Here is a 21,826-nt window from a genome sequence, read left to right on the forward strand (position 1 = left end):
GTGGCCCTTCAGTCCATCATCAGCCCGAGGCTCCGTTCCCGTGCGTTTTCCGTCCCCGGCTCGGCGAACTGCGTCCGGTACAGCTCCGCGTACCGTCCCTCCGCCGCCAGCAGCTCCTCGTGGGTGCCCCGCTCCAGGATCTGTCCCGCCTCGACGACCAGGATGACGTCGGCGGCGCGGACCGTGGACAGCCGGTGGGCGATCACCAGGGCCGTGCGCCCCGCCAGCGCCTCGGTGAGCGCCTCCTGCACGGCCGCCTCCGAGGTGTTGTCCAGGTGGGCGGTGGCCTCGTCGAGGACGACGACGCGCTGCCGGGCGAGCAGCAGCCGGGCGATGGTCATGCGCTGGCGTTCGCCGCCGGAGAGCCGGTAGCCGCGCTCGCCGACGACGGTGTCGAGGCCGTCGGGCAAAGAGCGGACGAGCTCCTCCAGACGGGCCCGGCGCAGGACGTCCCAGAGTTCCCCCTCGGTCGCGGAGGGGCGGGCGAGCAGCAGGTTGTCACGCACGGACTCGTGGAAGAGGTGTCCGTCCTGGGTGACCATGCCGAGGGTCCGGCGCATCGAGGCGGCGCTCAGGTCGCGGACGTCGACGCCGCCGATGCGGACGGTGCCCCCGTCTGTGTCGTAGAGACGCGGCAGCAGCTGGGCGATGGTCGACTTGCCCGCTCCGGAGGAGCCGACGAGTGCGACGGTCTGGCCGGGTTCGGCGCGGAAGGAGACGCCGCGCAGGACCTCGGCGCCGGCCCGGGTGTCGAGGGCGGCGACCTCCTCCAGGGAGGCGAGGGAGACCTTGTCGGCGGCCGGATAGGCGAAGCGGACGTCGTCGAACTCCACGGACGCGGGACCCTCCGGGACCTCCCGGGCGTCCGGCTTCTCCTCGATGAGCGGCTTGAGATCGAGAACCTCGAAGACGCGTTCGAAACTCACCAGGGCGCTCATGACCTCGACACGCGCACCCGCGAGCGAGGTGAGGGGGGCGTACAGGCGGGTCAGCAGCAGCGCCAGGGAGACGACGGCGCCCGGTTCCAGGCTGCCGCGCAGCGCGTACCAGCCGCCGAGCCCGTACACGAGCGCCAGCGCCAGCGCGGAGACCAGGGTCAGGGCCGTGATGAAGGCCGACTGCGCCATCGCCGTGCGCACGCCGATGTCCCGCACCCGGGCGGCCCGCGCGGCGAACTCGGCGGACTCGTCCTCGGGCCGCCCGAAGAGCTTGACGAGGGTGGCCCCGGGTGCGGAGAACCGCTCGGTCATCCGGGTGCCCATGGCCGCGTTCAGGTGCGCGGCCTCGCGCTGCATCCTGGCCATCCGGCTGCCCATGCGGCGCGCGGGGACCACGAACACGGGCAGCAGGACCAGGGCGAGCAGCGTGATCTGCCAGGACAGGGTCAGCATGACGGCGAGGGTGAGCAGCAGGGTGACGACGTTGCCGACCACCCCGGAGAGGGTGTTGCTGAAGGCGCGCTGGGCGCCGATCACGTCGTTGTTGAGTCGACTGACGAGCGCGCCCGTACGGGTACGTGTGAAGAACGCGACCGGCATGCGCTGTACATGATCGAACACAGCGGCCCGCAGATCCAGGATGAGCCCCTCGCCCAGTGTCGCCGACAGCCAGCGGCTGAGAATCCCGAGCCCCGCCTCGGCGAACGCGATGATCGCGATGAGCACGGCCAGGCGGACGACGGTGCCCTCGTCGCCGTGGGACACGATGGCGTCCACGACGCGCCCCGCGAGCACCGGCGTCGCGACGGCCAGCAGCGCGGTGACCACGCTGAGTATCACGAACTGGCCGATCCTGCGGCGGTGCGGGCGGGCGAAGGCGGCGATGCGGCGCAGCGTCGCGCGGGCGAAGGGGCGGCGTTCCTGCTGCGCGGTCATCACGCTGTGCAGCTGCGTCCAGGCTGTGGTCTCCATGCTCATGCAAGTGACCGTAGGACCTCAAGCTTCGTTGAGGTCAATGTCCCGCGGAAGAAGTCCACGCGTACGAAGGAACGACCCAGGGAACTCATGACGGCATCGATCACGGTATCCACCACGTCCCCGCCCGCCTCGCCCGCCTCGCGGACCCCGGTCCCTCCCGCACCTTGCCCGGCGTGTCAGCCGTCGGACCCGCGCCCGCAACCTCCTGTTGGTGCGGTGTGGAAAACCTCTCCGGATGTGACAGCGGTCCGTTTTCCCCAGACGCCCCCGCGAGGTCCCCTCAAGGGACTCTCCCGGCGCCTCCCCCTCCGGTCGGCCCTGTGCCTGATCCCGCTCGCCCTCGTGCTGGTGGTCGGCGTGCGCCACCGCTCCGTGCTCGTGGAGGGTTTCGGCCATCTGCGCGCGGCCGAGTGGCCGTGGCTGCTGGCGGCGGTGGCCGCGACCTGTCTGACCTGGGTCGCCGCGGCGGTCACCCGGCAGGGCGCGGTCGTCGAACGGCTGCCCGCGCGCCGGCTGCTCGCCACCCAGTTCGCGGCGGGCGCCGCCAACCATCTGCTGCCCACGGGGCTGGGCGCGAGCGCGGTCAATCTGCGTTTCATGACGGTGTGCGGCGTTCCGCTGGCCCGCTCCTCGGCGGCGCTCGCGCTGTACATGCTCGCCGAGTCGGTCGCCCGTCTCGCTCTGCTTGCGGGGCTGCTGCTCGCGTTCCCCGGGGCGCTGCGGCTCGGCGGTCTCGTCCCGGACGGGGCCACGGGTCCGCTGCTGCTCGGCGCGGTCGCGGTGCTGTGTGTCGCGGTGACGGTGCTGCTGCTGGTCCGGCGGCTGCGCGCGGCGGTGCTGTCGTTCCTGCGCACCGCGCTCGGCGAGGCGCGCTCGGTGCACTCCCGTCCGGCGCGCGCGTGCGCCCTGTGGGGCGGTTCGCTCGCGTTCCCGCTGCTGCAGGCCGCCGGTCTGACCGCGGTGGGACAGGCGATGAACCTGCCGGTGCCGCCGCTGCACATGGCTCTCGCGTATCTGGCGGCGACGGCCGCGGTGGCGGTGGTGCCCACGCCGGGCGGGATCGGCTCGGTGGAGGCGGCGCTGGTCGTCGCGCTGGTGGCGGCCGGCGGTCCGGTGGCGGTGGCCACGGCCGTGGTCCTGGCCTTCCGCATCATCACCGTGTGGCTGCCGCTGCTGCCCGGGGCGCTGACGCTCGGGGCGCTGGTCCGTCTGAAGGTGATCTGAGCCGTCCCCGGAGGGCGCGGAGTAGCCTCGGACCCACGTCAGCCGGGAGAAGGGGTCAGCAGCATGCCGGTCCGGATCGAACGCCAGGGGTACGTCACCACGGTCGTCCTCTCCCGTCCCGAAGCCCGCAACGCGGTGGACGGCCCGACGGCTCTCGAACTCGCCGACGCCTTCCGGGAGTTCGAGGCGGACTCCACGGCCCGGGTGGCGGTGCTCTGGGGTGAGGGCGGCACGTTCTGCGCGGGCGCGGACCTCAAGGCGATCGGTACCGAGCGGGGCAACCGGGTCGCCGAGGACGGTGACGGGCCGATGGGGCCGACCCGGCTGCGGCTGTCCAAGCCGGTCGTCGCGGCGGTCGCGGGGCACGCGGTGGCGGGCGGTCTCGAACTGGCGCTCTGGTGCGATCTGCGGGTCGCCGAGGAGGACGCGGTCTTCGGTGTGTTCTGCCGCCGGTGGGGCGTCCCGCTCATCGACGGCGGCACGGTGCGGCTGCCCCGTCTCATCGGGACCAGCCGGGCGATGGACATGATCCTCACCGGCCGCCCGGTCACCGCCTCCGAGGCCTACGGCATGGGGCTCGCCAACCGCCTCGTGCCGACCGGCGAGGCACGTGCTGCGGCCGAGCGACTGGCCGCCGACATCGCCGACTTCCCCCAGACCTGTCTGCGCGGCGACCGCGCCTCGGTCCTCGATCAGGAGGGCCTGGTCGAGAAGGCCGCGATGCGCGGTGAACTCCGGCACGGCATGGGCGTGTTGGCCGAAGGCGTGGAAGGGGCGGCCCGTTTCGCGGCGGGAGCCGGGCGACACGGTTCGTTCAGCCGGACATGAGAGCCGGACGGGCCGCGTCCACCGGTCCGGCTCCCCCAAGAGCCGCCGTACGCGGGCCCGGTGACGGCCGGACGGACGGTGGGAGCGGGGGTGGCGGAGGTGTGCGGGCCCGGTGACGGACATACCCCCGGGTACGGCAGGATGAGCGGTCGCCCCGGTCGCCGAACGGCCGTCGGGGCGTGATCGTGCGTTCCCGGATTCGAGCAGGTGGCAAGTGACGACACAGCACATACGGCCCGTGGGCCCTCACGCCGGTCCCGGACTTCGAGGAGGTCGTCGATGAAGCGTCCGGTCACCCTGGACGACCTGATGATCGCCGGTATCGCCGTGGCCGCGGGGCTGCTGGCGGCGTTCCTGCTGCGGATGGTGCTGCGGTGGCTCGGCAAGCACGCCGAGCGCACCCGCTGGAGCGGCGACGACGTCATCGTGGACGCGTTGCGCACGCTGGTGCCCTGGGCGGCGATCGCGGGCGGGCTGGCGTCCGCCGCCGCGGTGCTGCCGCTGGCCGCACCGGTCGGACGTACGGTCAACCGCTCGCTGACGGTGCTGCTCATCCTGGTGAGCACGGTCACCGCGGCCCGGCTCATCGCGGGACTGGTCCGGTCGGTGACCCAGTCCCGCTCGGGTGTGGCCGGATCGGCCACCATCTTCGTCAACATCACCCGGGTCGTGGTCCTGGCGATCGGTTTCCTGGTCGTCCTGCAGACCCTGGGGATCTCCATAGCGCCCCTGCTCACGGCCCTGGGCGTGGGCGGTCTCGCCGTCGCCCTGGCACTGCAGGACACCCTCGCGAACCTCTTCGCGGGCGTGCACATCCTCGCGTCGAAGACGATCCAGCCGGGCGACTACATCCGGCTGAGCAGCGGCGAGGAGGGGTACGTCGTCGACATCAACTGGCGGAACACCACGGTCCGTCAGCTCTCCAACAACCTGGTGATCATCCCCAACGCCCAGCTGTCGGGCACCAACATGACCAACTTCACCCGGCCCGAGCAGCAGATGACGCTGACCGTGCAGGTGGGTGTCGGCTACGACAGCGATCTGGACCACGTCGAGCGGGTGACGAACGAGGTCGTCACCGAGGTGATGACCGGGATCACGGGCGCCGTCCCGGACCACGAGCCCGCGGTCCGCTTCCACACCTTCGGCGACTCCCGCATCGGACTCACCGTGATCCTCGGCGTCGGCGAGTTCAGCGACCAGTACCGGATCAAGCACGAGTTCATCAAGCGCCTGCACAGGCGTTACCGCGACGAGGGCATCCGCATCCCGTCGCCGGCCCGCACGGTCGCCCTCCAGCCGGGCGGCGCGGAACTCCTGGATCCGGCCATCCCGCACCAGCGCGAGGCCCCGTCACGCCACCAGCGCGAGACCCCGTCGCGACCGTGACTCCCTCGCCGCCGCGAGGGGAACGGGCCGCGAGGCCGTCGCGGCACCGAGAAGGACTCGCCGTGGAGCCTTCGTCGGCGTGACGCGGTCGCCGTGCGGCTGCCGCGGCCATGACGCGGGTCGGCCGTGACGTCGTCACGGCGATGACGAGGGCCGGCCGGGGCCGAACCGGCCCTGGCGAGGGGCCGGGCCCGCGGACCGACCGCGTCGAGGGGCCGACCCCCGGGCCCCCAGTTCCGCGCCCCCGACTCCGCGGTGGCGGACGCATCCCTGACGCCCCGGTTTCCCGGGGCCCCGGGAAACCGGGGCGTCAGCGGCCTGCCGGAGCGCCCACCCGGCGGTCCACCGGCCGGCCCCTCGGCACCGGCCGACCACTCCACGGACTCGTCCGGGACCCATCCGCCCGACGAGTACCGGTCCCTGGTCGCCGCCGTCACGTCCCGGGAAGCCGCCATCGCGCGCCACCCGGTGTCCGCGCAGCCCCCGCGCGGTCCCGCCCGCCTGCGGCGCCCGTACGCCCCGCGCGAGCCCTGCGGACGCGGAGGGAGCGCGGCGCGACGGACGGACTCCCCGCCTCCCACACCGGAACCCGCAGTCACCGTGACGGTGCGGTACGGGCCCCGGGCGCCTCCGACGGCGGCCGTGAGCGCGCCCCGAGGGCTCCGTCACCTCTCCCGCCCCGGCGCCCCGCGGTGACCGGTGAATCCTCCAGGGGCCGCACCGGGACGGCTCCCGGGCCGGTCCCGCACACCGTGCCCCGAAGCCTCCGACGTCCGCGACAAGCAGCCGTGCCTCTCCGCGCACGAAGACCGCGCGGACGCCCGAGCCGCGCCCGGTGTGAGGCGTGACCACTTTTCGGGGCCCGGCACGGACCCCTGTCGAGACCGGGTCGCTCACGAGATATCTTGATGTCGAGCAATGTTGCAGACGTGGAGCGGAGCACCCGGTGACTGACTCGACCATCATCTACACGCACACTGACGAGGCCCCGGCCCTGGCGACGTATTCGTTCCTGCCGGTGGTCCAGGCGTACGCCTCGCAGGCGGGTGTCACTGTGGAGACCCGTGACATCTCGCTGGCCGGGCGCATCCTCGCGCTCTTCCCCGAGTTCCTGGAGGAGGGGCAGCGCATCCCCGACGCCCTCGCCGAGCTCGGTGACCTGGCCAAGACGCCCGGCGCCAACATCATCAAGCTGCCGAACATCTCGGCCTCCATCCCGCAGCTCAAGGCGGCGATCGCCGAGCTGCAGGAGCAGGGCTACGCGCTGCCGGCCTACCCGGACGACCCGAAGTCGGACGAGGAGCGCGACATCCGCGCCCGTTACGACAAGGTCAAGGGCAGCGCCGTGAACCCGGTGCTGCGCGAGGGCAACTCCGACCGCCGCGCCCCCGCGTCGGTCAAGAACTACGCCAAGACGCACCCGCACCGCATGGGCAAGTGGACGTCCGACTCGAAGACGAACGTCGCCACCATGGGCGTCGACGACTTCCGCTCCACCGAGAAGTCCACGGTGATCACCGAGGCCGGCGCGCTGCGGATCGAGCTGGTCGGCGACGACGGCTCCATCACCGTGCTCCGCGAGTCGGTACCCGTGCAGGCCGGCGAGGTCGTGGACGCCTCCGTCATGCACGTCGCGCCGCTGCGTGAGTTCCTCACCGAGCAGATCGCCCGCGCCAAGGCCGAGGGCGTTCTGTTCTCGGTGCACCTCAAGGCCACGATGATGAAGGTCTCCGACCCGATCGTCTTCGGTCACGTGGTGCGCGCCTTCTTCCCGAAGACGTTCGCGCGGTACGCCGAGACGTTCGCCGCCGCCGGTCTGACCCCGAACGACGGTCTCGGCGGGATCTACAAGGGCCTGGAGGCGCTGCCCGAGGGTGCCGAGATCAAGGCCTCCTTCGACGCCGAGCTCGCCGAGGGACCGGAGCTCGCGATGGTCGACTCCGACAAGGGCATCACCAACCTGCACGTGCCGTCCGACGTCATCGTCGACGCCTCGATGCCGGCCATGATCCGCACCTCCGGCCACATGTGGGGCCCGGACGGCCAGGAAGCCGACACCCTCGCGGTTCTGCCCGACAGCAGCTACTCCGGCGTCTACCAGGTCGTCATCGACGACTGCCGCGCCAACGGCGCCTTCGACCCCTCCACCATGGGCTCGGTGCCGAACGTCGGCCTGATGGCGCAGAAGGCCGAGGAGTACGGCAGCCACGACAAGACCTTCGAGGTCCCGGCCACCGGTACGGTCCGCCTCGTCGACCAGGCCGGGAACGCCGTCCTGGAGCAGACGGTCTCGGCCGGCGACATCTTCCGCGCCTGCCAGACCAAGGACGCCCCGATCAAGGACTGGGTGAAGCTGGCCGTCACCCGCGCCCGCGCCACCGGCGACCCGGCCGTCTTCTGGCTGGACGAGACCCGCGCGCACGACGCCGTGCTCATCGAGAAGGTCGAGCGGTACCTCCCGGAGCACGACACCGAGGGCCTCGACATCCGTGTCATGTCCCCCGTCGAGGCGACCAAGCTGTCCGTCGAGCGCATCCGCCGCGGCGAGAACACCATCTCGGTCACCGGCAACGTGCTGCGCGACTACCTCACCGACCTCTTCCCGATCCTGGAGCTGGGCACCAGCGCCAAGATGCTGTCGGTCGTCCCGCTGATGGCGGGCGGCGGCCTCTTCGAGACGGGCGCCGGCGGCTCCGCCCCGAAGCACGTCCAGCAGCTGGTCAAGGAGGACTACCTGCGCTGGGACAGCCTGGGCGAGTTCTTCGCGCTCGCGGCCAGCTTCGAGCACCTCGCGACCACCACGGGCAACGCCCGCGCCCAGGTCCTCGCCGACACCCTCGACCGCGCCACGGCGACCTTCCTCAACGAGGACAAGTCGCCGACCCGTCGCGTCGGCGGCATCGACAACCGCGGCAGCCACTTCTACCTGGGCCTCTACTGGGCGCAGGAGCTGGCCGCCCAGACCGACGACGCGGACCTCGCGAAGGTGTTCGCCCCGCTCGCCGAGACGCTCACCGCGCAGGAGGGGACGATCGTCGACGAGCTGCTGGCCGTCCAGGGCCGGCCCGCCGACATCGGCGGCTACTACCAGCCCGACCCCGCCAAGGCCGCGAAGGTCATGCGTCCCTCCGCCACCTGGAACGAGTCGCTCGCGACCCTCGCCTGACACACCGTCGCGGCCCCGACGGGTCCCGACTGCGCCGCCCCGGCCGGATCCTCCGGCCGGGGCGGCCGTGTTCCGCCGGACCGGTGCCCCGGCGACGGGATGCCGGGACCGGGCGCCCCGTACCGCGGCACGGCGTGCCGGAGGAGAGGGCCGGGGAAGCGGTGCGGTCCGGCGGCCTGATACCGCGTCAAGGGGTCCGCGCGGCGGACTGACACACCGGCACACACCCAAGGGACGACAAGCCCTGCCCACCTGGGTGAGCAGCGGTGGCGGCCCCGGACCCCCGCTCTTAGCTTCGCCCCATGACCAAACGACAGATGGCCTACCTCGCGTGCACCGCGGCCGTCATGGTGTCGGGGCTCGGCGCCGCCCCGTCGGCCGACCACCGCACGGTGCACCGGGTGCGGCCCGGCGAGTCCATCCAGAAAGCCGTGGACACCGCGAAACCGGGGGACGTCGTCCTCGTCTCCCCCGGCACCTATCACGAGAGCGTCCGTATCACCGTGCCGGAACTGACGGTACGCGGCTACGGCGCCCGCCGGACCGTCCTCGTGCCGGGTCCGGCCCCGGCCCGCGACGCCTGTGCCAAGTCCGGCAACGGCATCTGCGTGACCGGGACCGACAGCAGTCCGCTCACCGGCGTCACCGTGGGCGCGCTGACCGTCCGGGGCTTCGCCAAGCAGGGCCTGTGGGCGTCGGGGACCGACGGGCTGACCGTCCAAGGGGTGACCGCCGAGAACAACGGCCAGTGGGGCATCGCCCAGGAGCGGTCCGTCCGCGGGGTGTTCCGCAACAACATCGCCCGGGGCAACGGCGACGCCGGTCTGTTCGTCGCCAACACCGTCTCCACCGAGGAGGGCGCCCGGGACACCCGGGGAACGGTCCTCAGCGACAACCTCCTGGTCGGCAACCGCATCGGGATCACCGTGCGCCGGCTGCGCGACCTCGATGTCGACCACAACGAGGCGACGGGCAACTGCGCCGGTGTGTTCGTCGTGGGCGACGAGAACAAGCCGTCCGCCGGGGCACTGACGGTGCGCCGGAACTACGTCCACGCCAACAACAAGTCCTGCCCCAAGACCCCCCGGCTGCCCGCCCTGCAGGGCTCGGGCATCGTCCTCACCGGCGCCGAGGACACCCTGGTGACACGGAATCAGGTAGTCGGCAACGTGGGCGCCTCTCCCCTCTCGGGCGGCATCGTGCTCTTCAAGAGCTTCGTCGGCGCGGCCGACCGGGGCAACGAGATCCGCGACAACCTCGCGCTGCGCAACGTCCCGGCCGATCTGGCCGACCGGGACGCCGCCGGCACGGACAACGTGTTCCGCAACAACATCTGCCGGGTCTCCGAGCCGGCCGGCAAGTGCTGACCCAGCCGTCCTCCCCCACCACCCCCACGTCCCCCCCCATCGCACGACAGGAAGAAGCGAGGCACCAGATGACGACTGCCGAACAGGCTCCGCCGCCGCCCATGCGGCTGCGCGAGCTCGTCTTCGGAGCGGCGTGCGCCGCCGCCGTACGCGCCGCCGCCCGCCTGGGTGTGGCCGACGCCCTGGAAGAGACGCCGATGAGCGTCGAGGACCTGGCGGCGGCGGTCAAGACCCAGCCGGGGACCCTGCGCCGGCTGCTGCGCGCCCTGTCCTGCCAGGGCGTCTTCGCCGAGCACCCCGACGGCACCTTCGGCCACACGGAGATGTCCCGGCTGCTGCGCGAGGACGACCCGCACAGCCTGCGGTACATCGCCCTGTGGTGCACCGAGCCCTGGACGTGGAACGTCTGGCCCAAGCTCGACGAGGCGGTGCGCTCCGGCCGCAACGTCTTCGAGGACGTGTACGAGAGGGAGTTCTTCGAGTACCTCAACGAGGAGGCGCCGGAGTCCGCGTACGTCTTCAACCGGGCCATGACGACGTCCAGCGAGCAGTCGGCGCGGGACGTGGCGGCGCTGCTCGACCTCCGCGGGGTGTCCTCGGTCGCCGACATCGGTGGCGGTCAGGGGCAGGTCGTGGCCAGCCTGCTGGAGAAGCACCCCGGGATGCACGGCACCCTGCTCGACCTGCCGGGCGTGGTGGAGAACGCCGACGAGCGGCTGCGCGAGGGCGGTTCGCTGTCGGACCGGGTACGCGTCGTGGCCGGCGACTGCCGCGAGGACATCCCCGTACAGGCGGACGTGTACATCATCAAGAACATCCTGGAGTGGGACGACGACAGCACCCGGCGTGCGCTGGCGAACGTCCGGAAGGCGGCGCGGCCCGGCGCCCGCGTCGTCGTCATCGAGAACCTCGTGGACGACACCCCGTCGATGAGGTTCACGACCTCGATGGACCTGCTGCTGCTCCTCAACGTCGGTGGCGCGAAGCACACCCGGCGGAGCATGACCGACCGGCTGACGGCCGCGGGCCTGGTCATCGGCGAGGTCCGCCCGGTCAACGCGTACCTCCACGCGTTCGAGTGCACCGTCCCGGCCTGAACCGGCACGGCGTACCGGCCGGCCCACGCGGGCCGGCCCCGCACCACCCGAGGCCGCCGGATCCGCGTTCGCGGATCCGGCGGCCTCGGGTGGTGTCACGGCGCCCGGTCAGGAGGCGTCGGCGCGCTCCCAGCGGTAGAAGCAGTGCGCCATGGCGTCCTTGGGGCTGCGCCACGTCTGCGGGTCGTACGCGCTGACGTACGCCGACAGTTCCTCGCTGACACTGCGGAACTCCGGGTGCCCGGCCACCTTCGCGATGGCGGGCGCGGGGTCCTTGTCGGATTCGATGAGGTGCATGTACACATCGCCGAACTGGAAGAGGCTGCGCCGGTTGACGCCGATCAGGTGGGGCAGTTCACCGCGGTCGGAGGCGGCGAACACGTCGGCGATCGCGGGCGCGGAGTCGGGCGCCATCCTCGCGACGATCAGGGCGTGGTGCATCGGGGGTCCTTCCTCGGTCGGTGATCAGCCCGGTACGGCGGGCGCGTTGCGGCGGTCGCGGGCGACCTGCTCGATGCGGTCCCGGATCAGGGCCATCTGGACGCGGGAGTTGGTGTTGATGTTGTCCGTCATCCAGGCGTCGTCGACCGGGGCCTCGGGCTTCATCGCGAAGTCCTGCACCCAGTGCATGTGGGTGCCGGCCGGGGTCTCCTTGTACTCCCACCGGATGTTCATGTGGGCGAAGGGGCCGGTCTCGACGCGACGGGCGCGAACTGTGCGGGCGGCACGGTCCACGGTCCGCTCCGAGACCCAGCTCCAGACCTTCCCGTTCTCGTCCGGGTGCATGGTCAGACGGAAGCTCGTGGTGTCGCCGTCACGGGAGAGCACCTCCAGGGACGCGTACTCGCTGAACAGCTGCGGCCAGTTCTCGATGTCGTTGGTCATGTCCCAGACCAGATCGAGAGGGGCGTCGATGGTGATGCTGTTCTCGGTGTGTCCTGACACTTCAGGCTCCAGTCTTGAGGGTGCTGTTGACGAGGTCGAGGAACTCGCGGGGCGTCTTGCAGCGCTCCGCGTCCGGCGGCAGCGGCTTGCTGTACCGGTTCTCGAGCTCGCCGACGATGCCGAGCAGGCCCAGTGAGTCGAGGCCGAGGGTGCCGAACGGGGAGTCCGACGCGTGGTGGAGCTGCTGGGGGTCGACGGTGACTCCGGCGGCCTGCTTCATCAGCTTGGCCAGTTCGTCGACGGTCACTTCGATGATCATCTGTGTTCTCCTTCCCGCCCGGTCCTATCGGGCGGAGTCGCCGCCGCGGCGCACGACCAGCGCCGCGTTGGATCCCATGAGTCCCCTGCTGAGGACCAGGGCCGTGTTCAGCTCGGCGGGGCGAGCGCTGGACATCACCAGGTCCAGGTCGTGGCAGATGTCGAACACGTTGGGGGTCGGGGGCACCTGTCCGTTCTCCATGGCGAGCACCGCGGCCGCGGTGTCCAGCACGGGTGCGGCGCAGTAGGCACGCCCGATCCCGGTCTTGGGCGCCGTGACGGGCACCCGGGTGCCGTGTGCCCCCAGGGCGTCGGCGATGGCCAGCGCCTCGGCGCGGTCCGCCTCCGGTACGCCCAGGGCGTCGGCGAACACGACGTCGATCTCCTCAGGGGCGCAGCCCGCCTCGTCGAGGGCGACCCGGATGGCCTGGGCGAGTCCCTCCCGGGACCGTTCCCAGCGGGACGCCCCGGTGAAGGTGGCTCCGTGCCCGGCCACGGTGGCCCGGATCGCGGCGCCGCGGTCGCGGGCGCGGGCCTCCTCCTCCACGACGAGCATCGCGCCGCCCTCCGCGGGCGCGAACCCGCAGGCCCCCTGGGTGAAGGGCCGGTAGGCGCGCTCGGGGTCCTCGGCGGTACTGATCTCGGGGTAGCCGAGCTGGCAGACCATCGAGTACGGGGCGAGGGGTGCCTCGGCGGACCCGGCGAGAACCGCACCGGTGCCGCGCCGTACGCCGCGGGCGGCGTGCGCGAGGGCGTCCAGCCCGCCCGCCTCGTCGCTCGCGACCACCCCGCACGGCCCCTTGAAGCCGCCCCGGATGGAGATCTGGCCGGTGCTGGCGGCGTAGAACCAGGCGATGGACTGGTACGGGCCCACGTACCGGGACCCCTGGCCCCACAGTTTCTGGAGCTCCCGCTGTCCGAACTCACCGCCTCCGGAACCGGCCGCGGTGACCACGCCGATGTTGTACGGCTCCGCGGGATCCGTGTGGCCGAGGCCGGCGTCGTCCAGGGCGAGAACGGTCGCGGCCATCGCGAAGTGGCTGAAGCGGTCGGTCTGGACGAGGAAACGCTCCTCGATGAGGGACGCGGCGTCGAAGGAACGGACCTCGCCCGCGACACGCAGGGGCAGGTGCCCGCATCCCTCGCGGGTGATCCGGTCCAGAACGCCGAGCCCCTCACTGACGGACTTCCAGTAGGCGTCCGCCCGCTGGCCGTTGGGCGCGACCACACCGATTCCGGTGATCGCCGCGCGCCGTGGGCGCTGAGTGCGCTGACTGGTCATCGGTTCCTCCCACCCGGCCCGGTCAGGAGCACCGCGGACTGGAAACCGCCGAATCCGCTGCCCACGGAGAGCACGTTGTTCAGCTTCCGTGGGCGTGCGGTGCGCGGCACGTAGTCCAGGTCGCACTCGGGGTCGGGAGTTTCGTAGTTCGCGGTGGGCGGTACCACCTGGTGCTTCAGCGCGAGGACGCAGGCCACGACCTCGATCGCGCCGATCGCGCCCAGTGAGTGCCCCACCATGGATTTGATGGAGCTCATGGGGGTCTTGTACGCGTGGTCGCCCAGTGACCGCTTGACCGCGGCGGTCTCGTGGCGGTCGTTCTGCCGGGTGCCCGACCCGTGCGCGTTGACGTAGTCGATCAGTGTCGGATCGAGCCGCGCCTGGTCGAGGGTGGTGTCGATGGCACGGGCCATCTCCAGTCCCTCGCTGGTCAGACCGGTCATGTGGTAGGCGTTGCCGTAGGTGGCGTAGCCGCCGATCTCGCAGTAGATGTGCGCGCCGCGGGCCCGGGCGTGCTCGTACTCCTCCAGGACCAGCACCGCCGCGCCCTCGCCCATGACGAAGCCGTTGCGGTGGGCGTCGAAGGGCCGGGAGGCGTGTTCCGGGTCGTCGTTGTCGGGCGACGTCGCCTTGATGGCGTCGAAGCAGGCCATGGTGATCGGGGATATGGGAGAGTCGGACGCCCCGGCGATGCAGACGTCCGCCCGGCCCTCCTCGATCGTGTGGAAGGCGTAGCCGACCGCGTCGAGTCCGGAGGTGCAGCCCGTGGAGACGGTCTGGACCGGACCCTGCGCGCCGAACTGCTCGGCGACCACCGACGCGAGCGTGCTGGGCGAGAACGCCAGGTGCAGTTGCGGATCGGCCTCGCGGTGGTCCACGTCCCACCGTCGCCCGCCCGCGCTGACCTTGACGTAGTCGTGTTCCAGGCGGGTGGTGCCGCCGACCGCGCTGCCCAGCGAGACACCGACCCGCCAGGGGTCCTCCCTGTCGGTGTCGAGGCCCGAGTCGCGTACGGCCTCGCCGGCCGCGACGGCGGCGAACTGGATGTACCGGTCCGTGTGCCGGCTCAGCTCCGGGTCGAGTCCGTGCGCGAGGGGGTCGAAGTCGCATTCGGCGGCTATGCGCGAGCGCAGGCCGACCGGATCGAACAGGGTGATGCCGCGGGTCGCGGTACGGCCGTTGGCGAGGAGGTCCCAGAACGCCGTCGCTCCGGTGCCGCCCGGAGCGACCACACCGATACCGGTGACGGCCACCCGCCGGGTCACTTTATGGCCCCACTTCGCTCGGACGGCTGTCCGTGGTCAGGCGCGGACAGGTCCGTCCCGGCGGCGACGAACTCGGGGGTGAGCCCGTGGCCGTCGGTCACCTCCGTGTCGACGTGCCCGAGGCTGGGACGGGGGGCGAGCGGGCCCAGGTGGAAGACCATGCGGGCCTCGGTGTCACCGACGTTGCGGAAGCGGTGGCGCATGTTGATCGGGATCAGGAGCCCCTGGTCGGGCCGGAGCGCGTGCGCCTCGCCGTCCAGGTCCACCTCGAGCGCGCCGGTGACGACGTACACGAACTCCTCGGAGTACGGGTGGTAGTGCTCGCCGATGCGCTCGCCGGGCTGGATGATGGCCAGGCCCATGAACCCGCTGGTGGAACCCGCGGTGGCGGGGGTGAGCATGGCCCGGATGTCGCCTCCGCGCCTGCGGTTGGGTTCCGTCTCGCTCAGGTCCACGATGCGTGGATGCTTCTGGATCATTCTTCATACCTCCGACTGAGGAAGTGGCGTGCGGTGGGGCGGCCGCGGGCCTGGGGACCGCGGCCGTCCGTCAGGACCGCGCCGAGGTGCGGTCGGTGACGGGCATCATGTCGGCGTGCGACAGGAGACGGTTGGCGTTGCGCTCCGTCTCCAGGGAGCCCTCGACGCCGATCGCGGGACCGTCGAGGAGCCGCTCCAGTTCCGCGGCCCTGCCGGCGCCCCTGATGCCGAGCGAGGCGGCCGGGTCGGCGTCGAGTTCGCCCGTGATGTCGATGAGGCGCACCACGATGTCGTCGCGCTGGAAGACGGTGCTCGCGTGGACCGCGCTCTTCGGATCGGCCGCGGCGGACTCGTCCTGACGGGCGAGCAGCCGGGCGAGCTCCATGCCCTGACCGTGCTTGGCCGGGTAGTACAGCGCGTGCCGGCGCAGGTTCGCGGGTTCCGGCCGGTCCGCCACCACGTGGTGCACGGCCGGCAGGGCCGCGCGGGTGAAGAAGACCCGGGCCGATCCCTCGTCGCGGAGGTCCCGCTCCTGCTCCAGGTACGGGTTGATGGCCTCCTCGACCGCCCTTACCTCGGGCTGGCGGGCGACATGGCGCAGGGCGGCGGGAAGGTCGCCCTCCACCTCCACCGCGCGCACGACGCGGTTGCCGTGCATGAAGAGCGAGGTGCGGCGCAGGCGGGTGACGTCGTCGACCTGGGCCTGGGGGGCCTCGTACCCGGCCAGGATCTCCGCGACCTTCGACTCGGAGCCCGGCTTGACGGTGAAGGTGAGGGCGTGGCGGGCCACCCCGTCCCCCACGCGCGCCTGCACCTGCTGTCCGCCCGTGGCGCCCTTGGCCGCCTCGGGCGCCGCCTGCTGCTGGTTGCGGTGGGTCTCCCGCAGGATGCTGTAGCGCATCGAGCGGGTGTCCTTGACGCAGCTGTGCATCGGCTTGACCGTCTCGACGTGCTCCTCGCTGTTCACCCAGGCGAGGAAGGGCGGGGCGCTCTCCCACTCACTGGTGATGAGCCACTGCGAGGGGTTCTCGATCGACTGGCAGAGCTGGTCGCTGATGTGACCGGGGACGGACGCGACCTGGTTGCACATGAGTTCGTAGGCGTCGAGGAACTTCTGCTGGGCTCCGTCGTACAGATCGAGCAGCAGGATCACCCGCAGCCTGGAGCCGTCGAACGCCGACTGCGAGATACGTCCCGAGCTGGTCATCCGGCACACCTCTCTTCATTCTTCACGGAAGGTCAGGAACGACCGCCGTGGCCGAAAGGCCGGGGTCGTCATGAGCCGATCGTTGACGGGAGGCCGGGGAGGCGCGAGCCCCACGGGGCGGACGAGTGAACCGCGTGCCATCCGGGTGCCCCGGGCGCGCGAGCGGGCCGGCGCAGGGCATGGAACCTGCATCCGATGCGCGACTCGGCCCGCAGGTGACGCTGGAGGCATGCAATGAACCGATCGGAAGTGGCCGGCGAGGTCACTCACCGCACACCGGTCCTCGTCGTCGGCGGCTCTCTGGTGGGGCTGTCCACCTCACTGTTCCTGGGACGCCTCGGTGTGCCGCATCTGCTCGTCGAGCGTCACTCGGGTACGTCGGTCCACCCGCGGGGGCGCGGCAACAACGTCCGCACGATGGAGCTGTTCCGGGTGGCCGGGGCGCAGCGGCGCATCGAGCGGGCCGCGTCCGTCCTGGCGGAGAACCACGGCATCCTGCAGGCACCGGATCTGGTGGGTGACTCGGGCGAGTGGCTGTTCACGACCATGGACCCCGGCGGCGGCCTGGCCCGCTTCAGCCCGGGCAAGTGGTGTCTGTGCAGCCAGAACGACCTGGAGCCGGTGCTCCTGGAGTGCGCTCGGGAGCTGGGCGGGGATCTGCGGTACTCCACGGAGCTGGTGTCGTTCGAGCAGGACGCCGAGGGGGTGACGGCGCGGCTCAGGGACCGGGTGACGGGTGAGTGCAGCACGGTCGCGGCGGAGTATCTCGTCGCCGCGGACGGACCGCGCAGTCCCGTCCGTGAGCGGCTCGGCATCGGGCAGAACGGTCCGGGCGACCTGTTCCACAACGTGAGTGTCACCTTCACCTCGCGGCGCCTCGCGGAGGCCGTCGGCGACCGGCGGTTCATCGTCTGCTACCTGACCGGCCCGGAGGCCGACGGGGCGCTGCTGCCGGTCGACAACAAGGAGCACTGGGTGTTCCACGCGCCCTGGCACCCCGAACGCGGGGAGACGCTGGAGGAGTTCACGGACGAGCGGTGCGCGGAGCACATCCGGCGGGCCACGGGTGTCCGGGCTCTCGACGTGGAGATCACCGGCCGGGCCGCCTGGCACGCGGCGGAGCGGGTCGCCGAGCGGTACCTGGACGGCCGGGTGTTCCTCGCCGGTGACTCGGCCCACGAGATGTCCCCGACCGGGGCGTTCGGTTCGAACACCGGTATCCAGGACGCGCACAACCTCGCCTGGAAGCTGGCCGCCGTCCTCGGCGGCTGGGCCGGCCCCGGGCTGCTGGACTCGTACGACGCGGAGCGCCGTCCGGTCGCGGAGGCGACGAGCGCCCGCGCCTCCTCGCGTTCGGTCGAGCACAGTCATCCCGGGTACACGCCCGCTCCCGGGGCCGGCGGGCCCCGGCGTCCCCGCGGCCCGGGCGGCCCGGGCGGCAAGGGCGGCGGCCTCCTCGGTGTGGCGCTGGGCTACCGCTATCCGCGCGGTGCGGTCCTGGGCGCCGATCCGACGCAGCCGATCGTGCCGGACGGCATGCGGCTGACGGGCGAGCCGGGCAGCCGGGCGCCCCACCTGTGGCTGGACCGGGCCGGTGACCGGATCTCCGCCCTCGACCTGTACGAGCGGTCCATGGTGCTCCTGAGCTCGGCGGACGGCACCGCCGGATGGCACGCGGCGGCCGGGGAGGTCGCGACGCGGCTGTCGGTGCCGCTGGACTCCTACCGGATCGGCTTCGGGACCGGCGCGGACCTGACCCCCGAGGGCGGCACGGACTGGGCGGGGGCGCACGGGGTCGGCGGGGACGGCGCGGTGCTGGTCCGGCCCGACGGGTTCGTCGCCTGGCGGTCCGCGGGCCCGTCGCCCGACCCCGGCGCGACGCTGCGGGAGGTGCTGGTGACGCTGCTGGACCGGCGCTGACGAATCCGCCGCGCCGGGGCGCGCGCGGGGGCCTCACCCGGACGGGTCAGGGGCCCGGGGCCGCCCTGCCGAGGTCGAGCCGTCCGAGGTGCGCCAGGTTCGCCAGGTCGCCGGGGTCCTCGCCGGCGTCGGCGCCGAACCAGGCGTCGAGGATCTCCTTGAGAAGGGGCTCGGAGGTCAGCCGCAGGCTCAGCGCCAGCACGTTCGCGTCGTTCCAGCGGCGCGCGCCGTCGGCCGAGTAGGCGTCCGTGCACAGGGCCGCCCGGACGCCCGCCACCTTGTTCGCGGCGATGGACGCGCCCGTGCCGGTCCAGCAGCACACCACCGCCTGCTCCGCGGTCCCCGCGGCCACCTCGCGGGCCGCGGCCTCCGAGCACACCGCCCACCGTGGGTCCCGGCCGGGGTGGAGCGCCCCGTGCGTCGTGACCTCGTGGCCGCGCCCGCGCAGTTCCGCGACGAGGGAGCGGGCCACGGGTTCGTCCATGTCCGAGGAGACGGCGATCCGCATGCCCGGCAGCCTACCCAGCGGCGCGGAGGCGCGGAACGCGCGCCGCGTCCGGCACCCGGGGCAGGACCCGCGGACACGAAGCCGGCACGAAGAAGGGCCCTCACGGACCCATGTCCGTGAAGACCCTTCGCACCGTCGGGACGACAGGATTTGAACCTGCGACCCCTTGACCCCCAGTCAAGTGCGCTACCAAGCTGCGCCACGTCCCGATGCGGTTCACCCGCGGTGATCCCGCGTGATCGTGCAGGTAAACCCTACCGTACGTGCGGGGGCGGCCCGCCCCCGCGACGGACGGCGATGCGGTGCGTCCGGTGCGCCCGCGGCGGCGCGCGGCGCGGCACCGGAGCGTACGGGCTTCGGGGCGGCGGCTATCCCGGGCTGCCGGCGAGCCTCCACTCCCGGTGCAGCGCGCCCAGCGGAATGCCGCGCCGGAGGACCGGGGTGCCGAAGACGGACAGCTGGACGTGCAGCGTCCCGTTCAGGTCGAGGCCGCCGTAGACACCCCAGGTGCCGGCCGTCCCGACACCGGCCTTCGTGCCGGACCGGGTCGGTGAGGCGGCGTCGACCGTGCCCGCGGCCTCACCGCGCAGGTAGGGGGCCAGGTCGGCGGTGACGCCCACGGCTCCGTACAGGCCGACGGTGGCCTCCGCGCCGAGGGCGGCCTTCACCCCGCCGGCCGCCGTGACCCGGGCGTGCACCGGCGTGCTCGTCATGTGCGAGGCGCTGACCGGGGTCCAGCCGCCGGCCGGGTCGTAGGTGCCGCCCGCGTCGAAGTCGCCCTTGAGGTCCTGCTCGATGTCGACGGTGACGCCGCCGTCGCCGCTGATCCGGAGGTAGCAGGTCAGGTCCAGGTTGACGACGACGGGGACCGGGCCGACCTGGAGGACGGGATCGGCGTGCAGCTTCGCGAACGGCAGCCGGAGCGGCTGGGCGGAGGCCGCCGCGCGCCCCTTGAGCGCCCAGCGCGAGGTCCACTCGCCGGAGACGCCGAGACGGGCGCTCGCCGGGCCTCCCGCGGTGGATCCGCCGCCGTAGGAGAAGTCGACCTCCGGTTCGACCTGGACGAAGCCGGACACGGTCGCCGCCGCGGAGGCCGGCGTGCCCTCGGCCGCGGCGACCCGGGTGGCGAGGTCGACCCGCAGGCCGCCGAGCGGGACCTTCGCGCCCTCGGGGCCCGCGTGCACGTCTCCGGTCCGTGTCCAGGAGACCTTGACGTCGGGCAGCAGCCTCTCGACGTCGAAGGACGCGGGATCGACGGGGACCGTGCCCTTCGCCCGGCCGTCGCCGAGAAGGGCGTCCAGGGTCGTCGGCGCGGTCCGCACCTCCGTGCCGCCGGGCTTCTCCCCGATCACCTCGGTGACCTCGGCGAGCAGTCCGTCGGGGGCGCCCGGGGCGGGGGCGCTGGCGATGACGTCACCGACGGCGGTACGGCCCGGCGCCGGTGTCCCCGCGGGCGTCGGCGACACGGACGGATTCCCGTGCCGCGCGGGCGATATGACGGCGCGTCGGGTGCGGCTGTCGTACGAGGTCACCTCGACCGCCGTCCGGTGGGCCCGGCCGCCGGCGGCGCCGGGCCGTGCGACGGCGGCGGAGGTGGCCGCGGGCGCCGCGGCGACGGCGAGCGGCCGACCGACGCGGTCCGTGGTGCCGGTTGAGGAGCCGGAGGAACCGGAAGGAGAAACGGAGGCGGTGGCGTCCGGGGCGGGTCCGGCGGCGGACGAGGTGTGCGCGCCGGGGTCGGCGGAGCAGCCGGTGACGAGGAGGAGGGCGGATGCGGCGAGCGCGGGCACGAGGGCGCGCGGAGGCCGCTTGCGGATACGCAAGATCAGTCCTGAGGGGGGTGGGGGTGGCAGGAAATTACCGACGAGTAACTAGGCGTGAGCATGCCATGCGGCCGCGAAGGTCCGCCTCGCCTTTCCGTATCCACCCAGGGTGATGTGCGCCACGCCGCCCCCCTCGGGACGGTCGCGTCGCGCAGTCCCCCACTCGGTCGCACACTCCCCGGCTCGACCGATCAGCAGTCACCTTGACCCGGCGTCGGACAGCCCGCCCGAACCGGCCGCGCTCCGCCCGCCGGAGGGGGCGGCCAGCGGCCCCGGGGCCTTCGCCCTCACCCCGGGGCCGACCCCCTCACCTTCCGGTCTCGGGTCCCCAGTACTCCGGGCCGATCCCCCGCCAGTCGATGAGCGGGGACACCGCGAGGGTCAGCGGATCGACATCGAGCCCCGCGCGCCGCAGGAACTCGGACAGGTCGGCCAGGTTGTAGGCCAGGCCCAGACTCTCTCCGTGCACACGGACCCGACGGCCACCCGTCGGAGCCGGCGGGGACACGATCACAGGCAGCGGTTCGGACATGAATCCAGCCTCGCCTCTCCGGTCCCGGCGTGCATCCCGGCCCGACCTGTCGCTCGTCCGTCGCGCGCCGTCGACGGGCCGCCGGGGAAGTGTGGGTGTGTCATGGCCAAATTCAATCACGTGTTCGATTTATCGCGCGACCCACGCCCCGGGGACCGCCGTCGGTCACACCCGCGGCCGGTTGATCAGCCCGGACAGCACGATCACGCTCTCCGTCCGCTCGATCACCCTGGCCTCGCGCACCTGCTGGATGGCACGTTCCAGATGCGGGATGTCCAGGGCCATCAGATGCACGATCGCGTCCGCGGCCCCGGAGACCGTGTAGGCCTCGACCACCTCGGGCACGTCCTCCAGGGCCCGCCGCAGTTCGGCCGGGGCCGGATTGCCCTTGCAGTACACCTCGGCGAACGCTTCGGTCCGCCAGCCCAGCGCCTGGGTGTCGACGAGCGCGGTGAAGCCCCGGATCGTGCCGTCGGCCACGAGCCGGTCCAGGCGCCGCTTCGCCGCCGGTGCGGAGAGCCCGGCGGCGCGGCCGATCTCCGCGTACGTGCTGCGCGCGTCGCGCAGCACGCACCGGACGATGGCCTCGTCGATGGCGTCCATGGCCATGTCACTCTCTC

At 72.5% G+C, this 21,826-nt stretch carries 19 protein-coding genes and 1 tRNA gene; 7 read left to right on the forward strand and 13 right to left on the reverse strand.

What is annotated here, in order from left to right; translation table 11 throughout:
* Window positions 1-8 precede the first annotated feature (8 nt).
* Window positions 9-1,910, reverse strand: a complete 1,902-nt coding sequence (locus tag OG776_RS09725; RefSeq protein WP_187285480.1) for an ABC transporter ATP-binding protein — start codon at window positions 1,908-1,910, stop codon at window positions 9-11.
* Window positions 1,911-2,153: 243 nt separating this feature from the next.
* Here OG776_RS09725 and OG776_RS09730 point away from each other — a divergent pair, with 243 nt between their 5' ends.
* The 6 genes from OG776_RS09730 to OG776_RS09755 all read left to right on the forward strand — a co-directional run bounded on the left by OG776_RS09730 (window position 2,154) and on the right by OG776_RS09755 (window position 10,987).
* The gene (locus OG776_RS09730; RefSeq protein ID WP_148007385.1) at window positions 2,154-3,140 is read left to right on the forward strand and encodes a lysylphosphatidylglycerol synthase transmembrane domain-containing protein; all 987 of its coding nucleotides are present in this window, start codon (window positions 2,154-2,156) and stop codon (window positions 3,138-3,140) included.
* Window positions 3,141-3,203: 63 nt separating this feature from the next.
* On the forward strand, window positions 3,204-3,968 hold the full coding sequence (locus OG776_RS09735; RefSeq protein WP_148007384.1) for a crotonase/enoyl-CoA hydratase family protein: 765 nt from the start codon (window positions 3,204-3,206) through the stop codon (window positions 3,966-3,968).
* Window positions 3,969-4,247: 279 nt separating this feature from the next.
* A complete protein-coding gene (locus OG776_RS09740) occupies window positions 4,248-5,357 on the forward strand; it encodes a mechanosensitive ion channel family protein (RefSeq protein ID WP_148007383.1) in 1,110 nt (369 codons plus the stop codon).
* Window positions 5,358-6,303: 946 nt separating this feature from the next.
* Window positions 6,304-8,523 carry an NADP-dependent isocitrate dehydrogenase gene (locus OG776_RS09745; RefSeq protein WP_148007382.1) on the forward strand — a complete coding sequence of 740 codons (2,220 nt, stop codon included), beginning with the start codon at window positions 6,304-6,306 and terminating at the stop codon, window positions 8,521-8,523.
* Between the two features lie 302 nt (window positions 8,524-8,825).
* Complete coding sequence (locus tag OG776_RS09750; RefSeq protein WP_148007381.1) at window positions 8,826-9,890, forward strand: right-handed parallel beta-helix repeat-containing protein; 1,065 nt, start codon at window positions 8,826-8,828, stop codon at window positions 9,888-9,890.
* 68 nt (window positions 9,891-9,958) lie between these two features.
* Entirely contained in the window at window positions 9,959-10,987 is a 1,029-nt protein-coding gene (locus tag OG776_RS09755; protein WP_148009386.1) for a methyltransferase, read from the forward strand.
* 108 nt (window positions 10,988-11,095) lie between these two features.
* Here the strand turns inward: OG776_RS09755 and OG776_RS09760 are convergent, their stop codons facing one another.
* From OG776_RS09760 to OG776_RS09790, 7 genes are all read right to left on the reverse strand, one after another.
* The gene (locus tag OG776_RS09760; RefSeq protein ID WP_148009387.1) at window positions 11,096-11,428 is read right to left on the reverse strand and encodes a TcmI family type II polyketide cyclase; all 333 of its coding nucleotides are present in this window, start codon (window positions 11,426-11,428) and stop codon (window positions 11,096-11,098) included.
* Window positions 11,429-11,452: 24 nt separating this feature from the next.
* Window positions 11,453-11,932: an SRPBCC family protein gene (locus tag OG776_RS09765; protein ID WP_148009388.1), complete on the reverse strand. Its 480-nt coding sequence runs from the start codon at window positions 11,930-11,932 to the stop codon at window positions 11,453-11,455.
* 1 nt (window position 11,933) lies between these two features.
* The gene (locus OG776_RS09770; protein ID WP_148009389.1) at window positions 11,934-12,191 is read right to left on the reverse strand and encodes a phosphopantetheine-binding protein; all 258 of its coding nucleotides are present in this window, start codon (window positions 12,189-12,191) and stop codon (window positions 11,934-11,936) included.
* A 24-nt stretch (window positions 12,192-12,215) separates the two neighbouring features.
* Window positions 12,216-13,472 carry a ketosynthase chain-length factor gene (locus OG776_RS09775; RefSeq protein WP_148009390.1) on the reverse strand — a complete coding sequence of 419 codons (1,257 nt, stop codon included), beginning with the start codon at window positions 13,470-13,472 and terminating at the stop codon, window positions 12,216-12,218.
* Complete coding sequence (locus OG776_RS09780; RefSeq protein WP_148009391.1) at window positions 13,469-14,737, reverse strand: beta-ketoacyl-[acyl-carrier-protein] synthase family protein; 1,269 nt, start codon at window positions 14,735-14,737, stop codon at window positions 13,469-13,471. Before OG776_RS09780 ends, OG776_RS09775 begins: the two co-directional genes overlap by 4 nt.
* Window positions 14,734-15,216 (reverse strand): cupin domain-containing protein, encoded by a 483-nt coding sequence (locus tag OG776_RS09785; RefSeq protein ID WP_148009392.1) that lies wholly within the window; start codon window positions 15,214-15,216, stop codon window positions 14,734-14,736. Before OG776_RS09785 ends, OG776_RS09780 begins: the two co-directional genes overlap by 4 nt.
* Before the next feature lie 70 nt (window positions 15,217-15,286).
* Window positions 15,287-16,423, reverse strand: a complete 1,137-nt coding sequence (locus OG776_RS09790) for a SchA/CurD-like domain-containing protein (protein WP_148009393.1) — start codon at window positions 16,421-16,423, stop codon at window positions 15,287-15,289.
* A gap of 234 nt (window positions 16,424-16,657) precedes the next feature.
* Here OG776_RS09790 and OG776_RS09795 point away from each other — a divergent pair, with 234 nt between their 5' ends.
* Window positions 16,658-18,343, forward strand: a complete 1,686-nt coding sequence (locus tag OG776_RS09795; RefSeq protein WP_329320136.1) for an FAD-dependent oxidoreductase — start codon at window positions 16,658-16,660, stop codon at window positions 18,341-18,343.
* 46 nt (window positions 18,344-18,389) lie between these two features.
* On the opposite strand, the gene OG776_RS09800 is transcribed toward OG776_RS09795, so the two are convergent.
* The 5 genes from OG776_RS09800 to OG776_RS09820 all read right to left on the reverse strand — a co-directional run bounded on the left by OG776_RS09800 (window position 18,390) and on the right by OG776_RS09820 (window position 21,815).
* On the reverse strand, window positions 18,390-18,851 hold the full coding sequence (locus OG776_RS09800) for an RpiB/LacA/LacB family sugar-phosphate isomerase (RefSeq protein WP_329320138.1): 462 nt from the start codon (window positions 18,849-18,851) through the stop codon (window positions 18,390-18,392).
* Window positions 18,852-18,986: 135 nt separating this feature from the next.
* Window positions 18,987-19,060, reverse strand: a tRNA-Pro gene (locus OG776_RS09805).
* Between the two features lie 159 nt (window positions 19,061-19,219).
* On the reverse strand, window positions 19,220-20,674 hold the full coding sequence (locus OG776_RS09810; RefSeq protein WP_315986949.1) for a hypothetical protein: 1,455 nt from the start codon (window positions 20,672-20,674) through the stop codon (window positions 19,220-19,222).
* Between the two features lie 307 nt (window positions 20,675-20,981).
* Window positions 20,982-21,206 (reverse strand): hypothetical protein, encoded by a 225-nt coding sequence (locus OG776_RS09815; protein WP_187285933.1) that lies wholly within the window; start codon window positions 21,204-21,206, stop codon window positions 20,982-20,984.
* A gap of 165 nt (window positions 21,207-21,371) precedes the next feature.
* On the reverse strand, window positions 21,372-21,815 hold the full coding sequence (locus OG776_RS09820; RefSeq protein WP_410093282.1) for an Lrp/AsnC family transcriptional regulator: 444 nt from the start codon (window positions 21,813-21,815) through the stop codon (window positions 21,372-21,374).
* Between the last annotated feature and the right edge of the window lie 11 nt (window positions 21,816-21,826).

Origin of the sequence: Streptomyces sp. NBC_01689 (assembly GCF_036250675.1) — a bacterium.
Classification (GTDB): domain Bacteria; phylum Actinomycetota; class Actinomycetes; order Streptomycetales; family Streptomycetaceae; genus Streptomyces.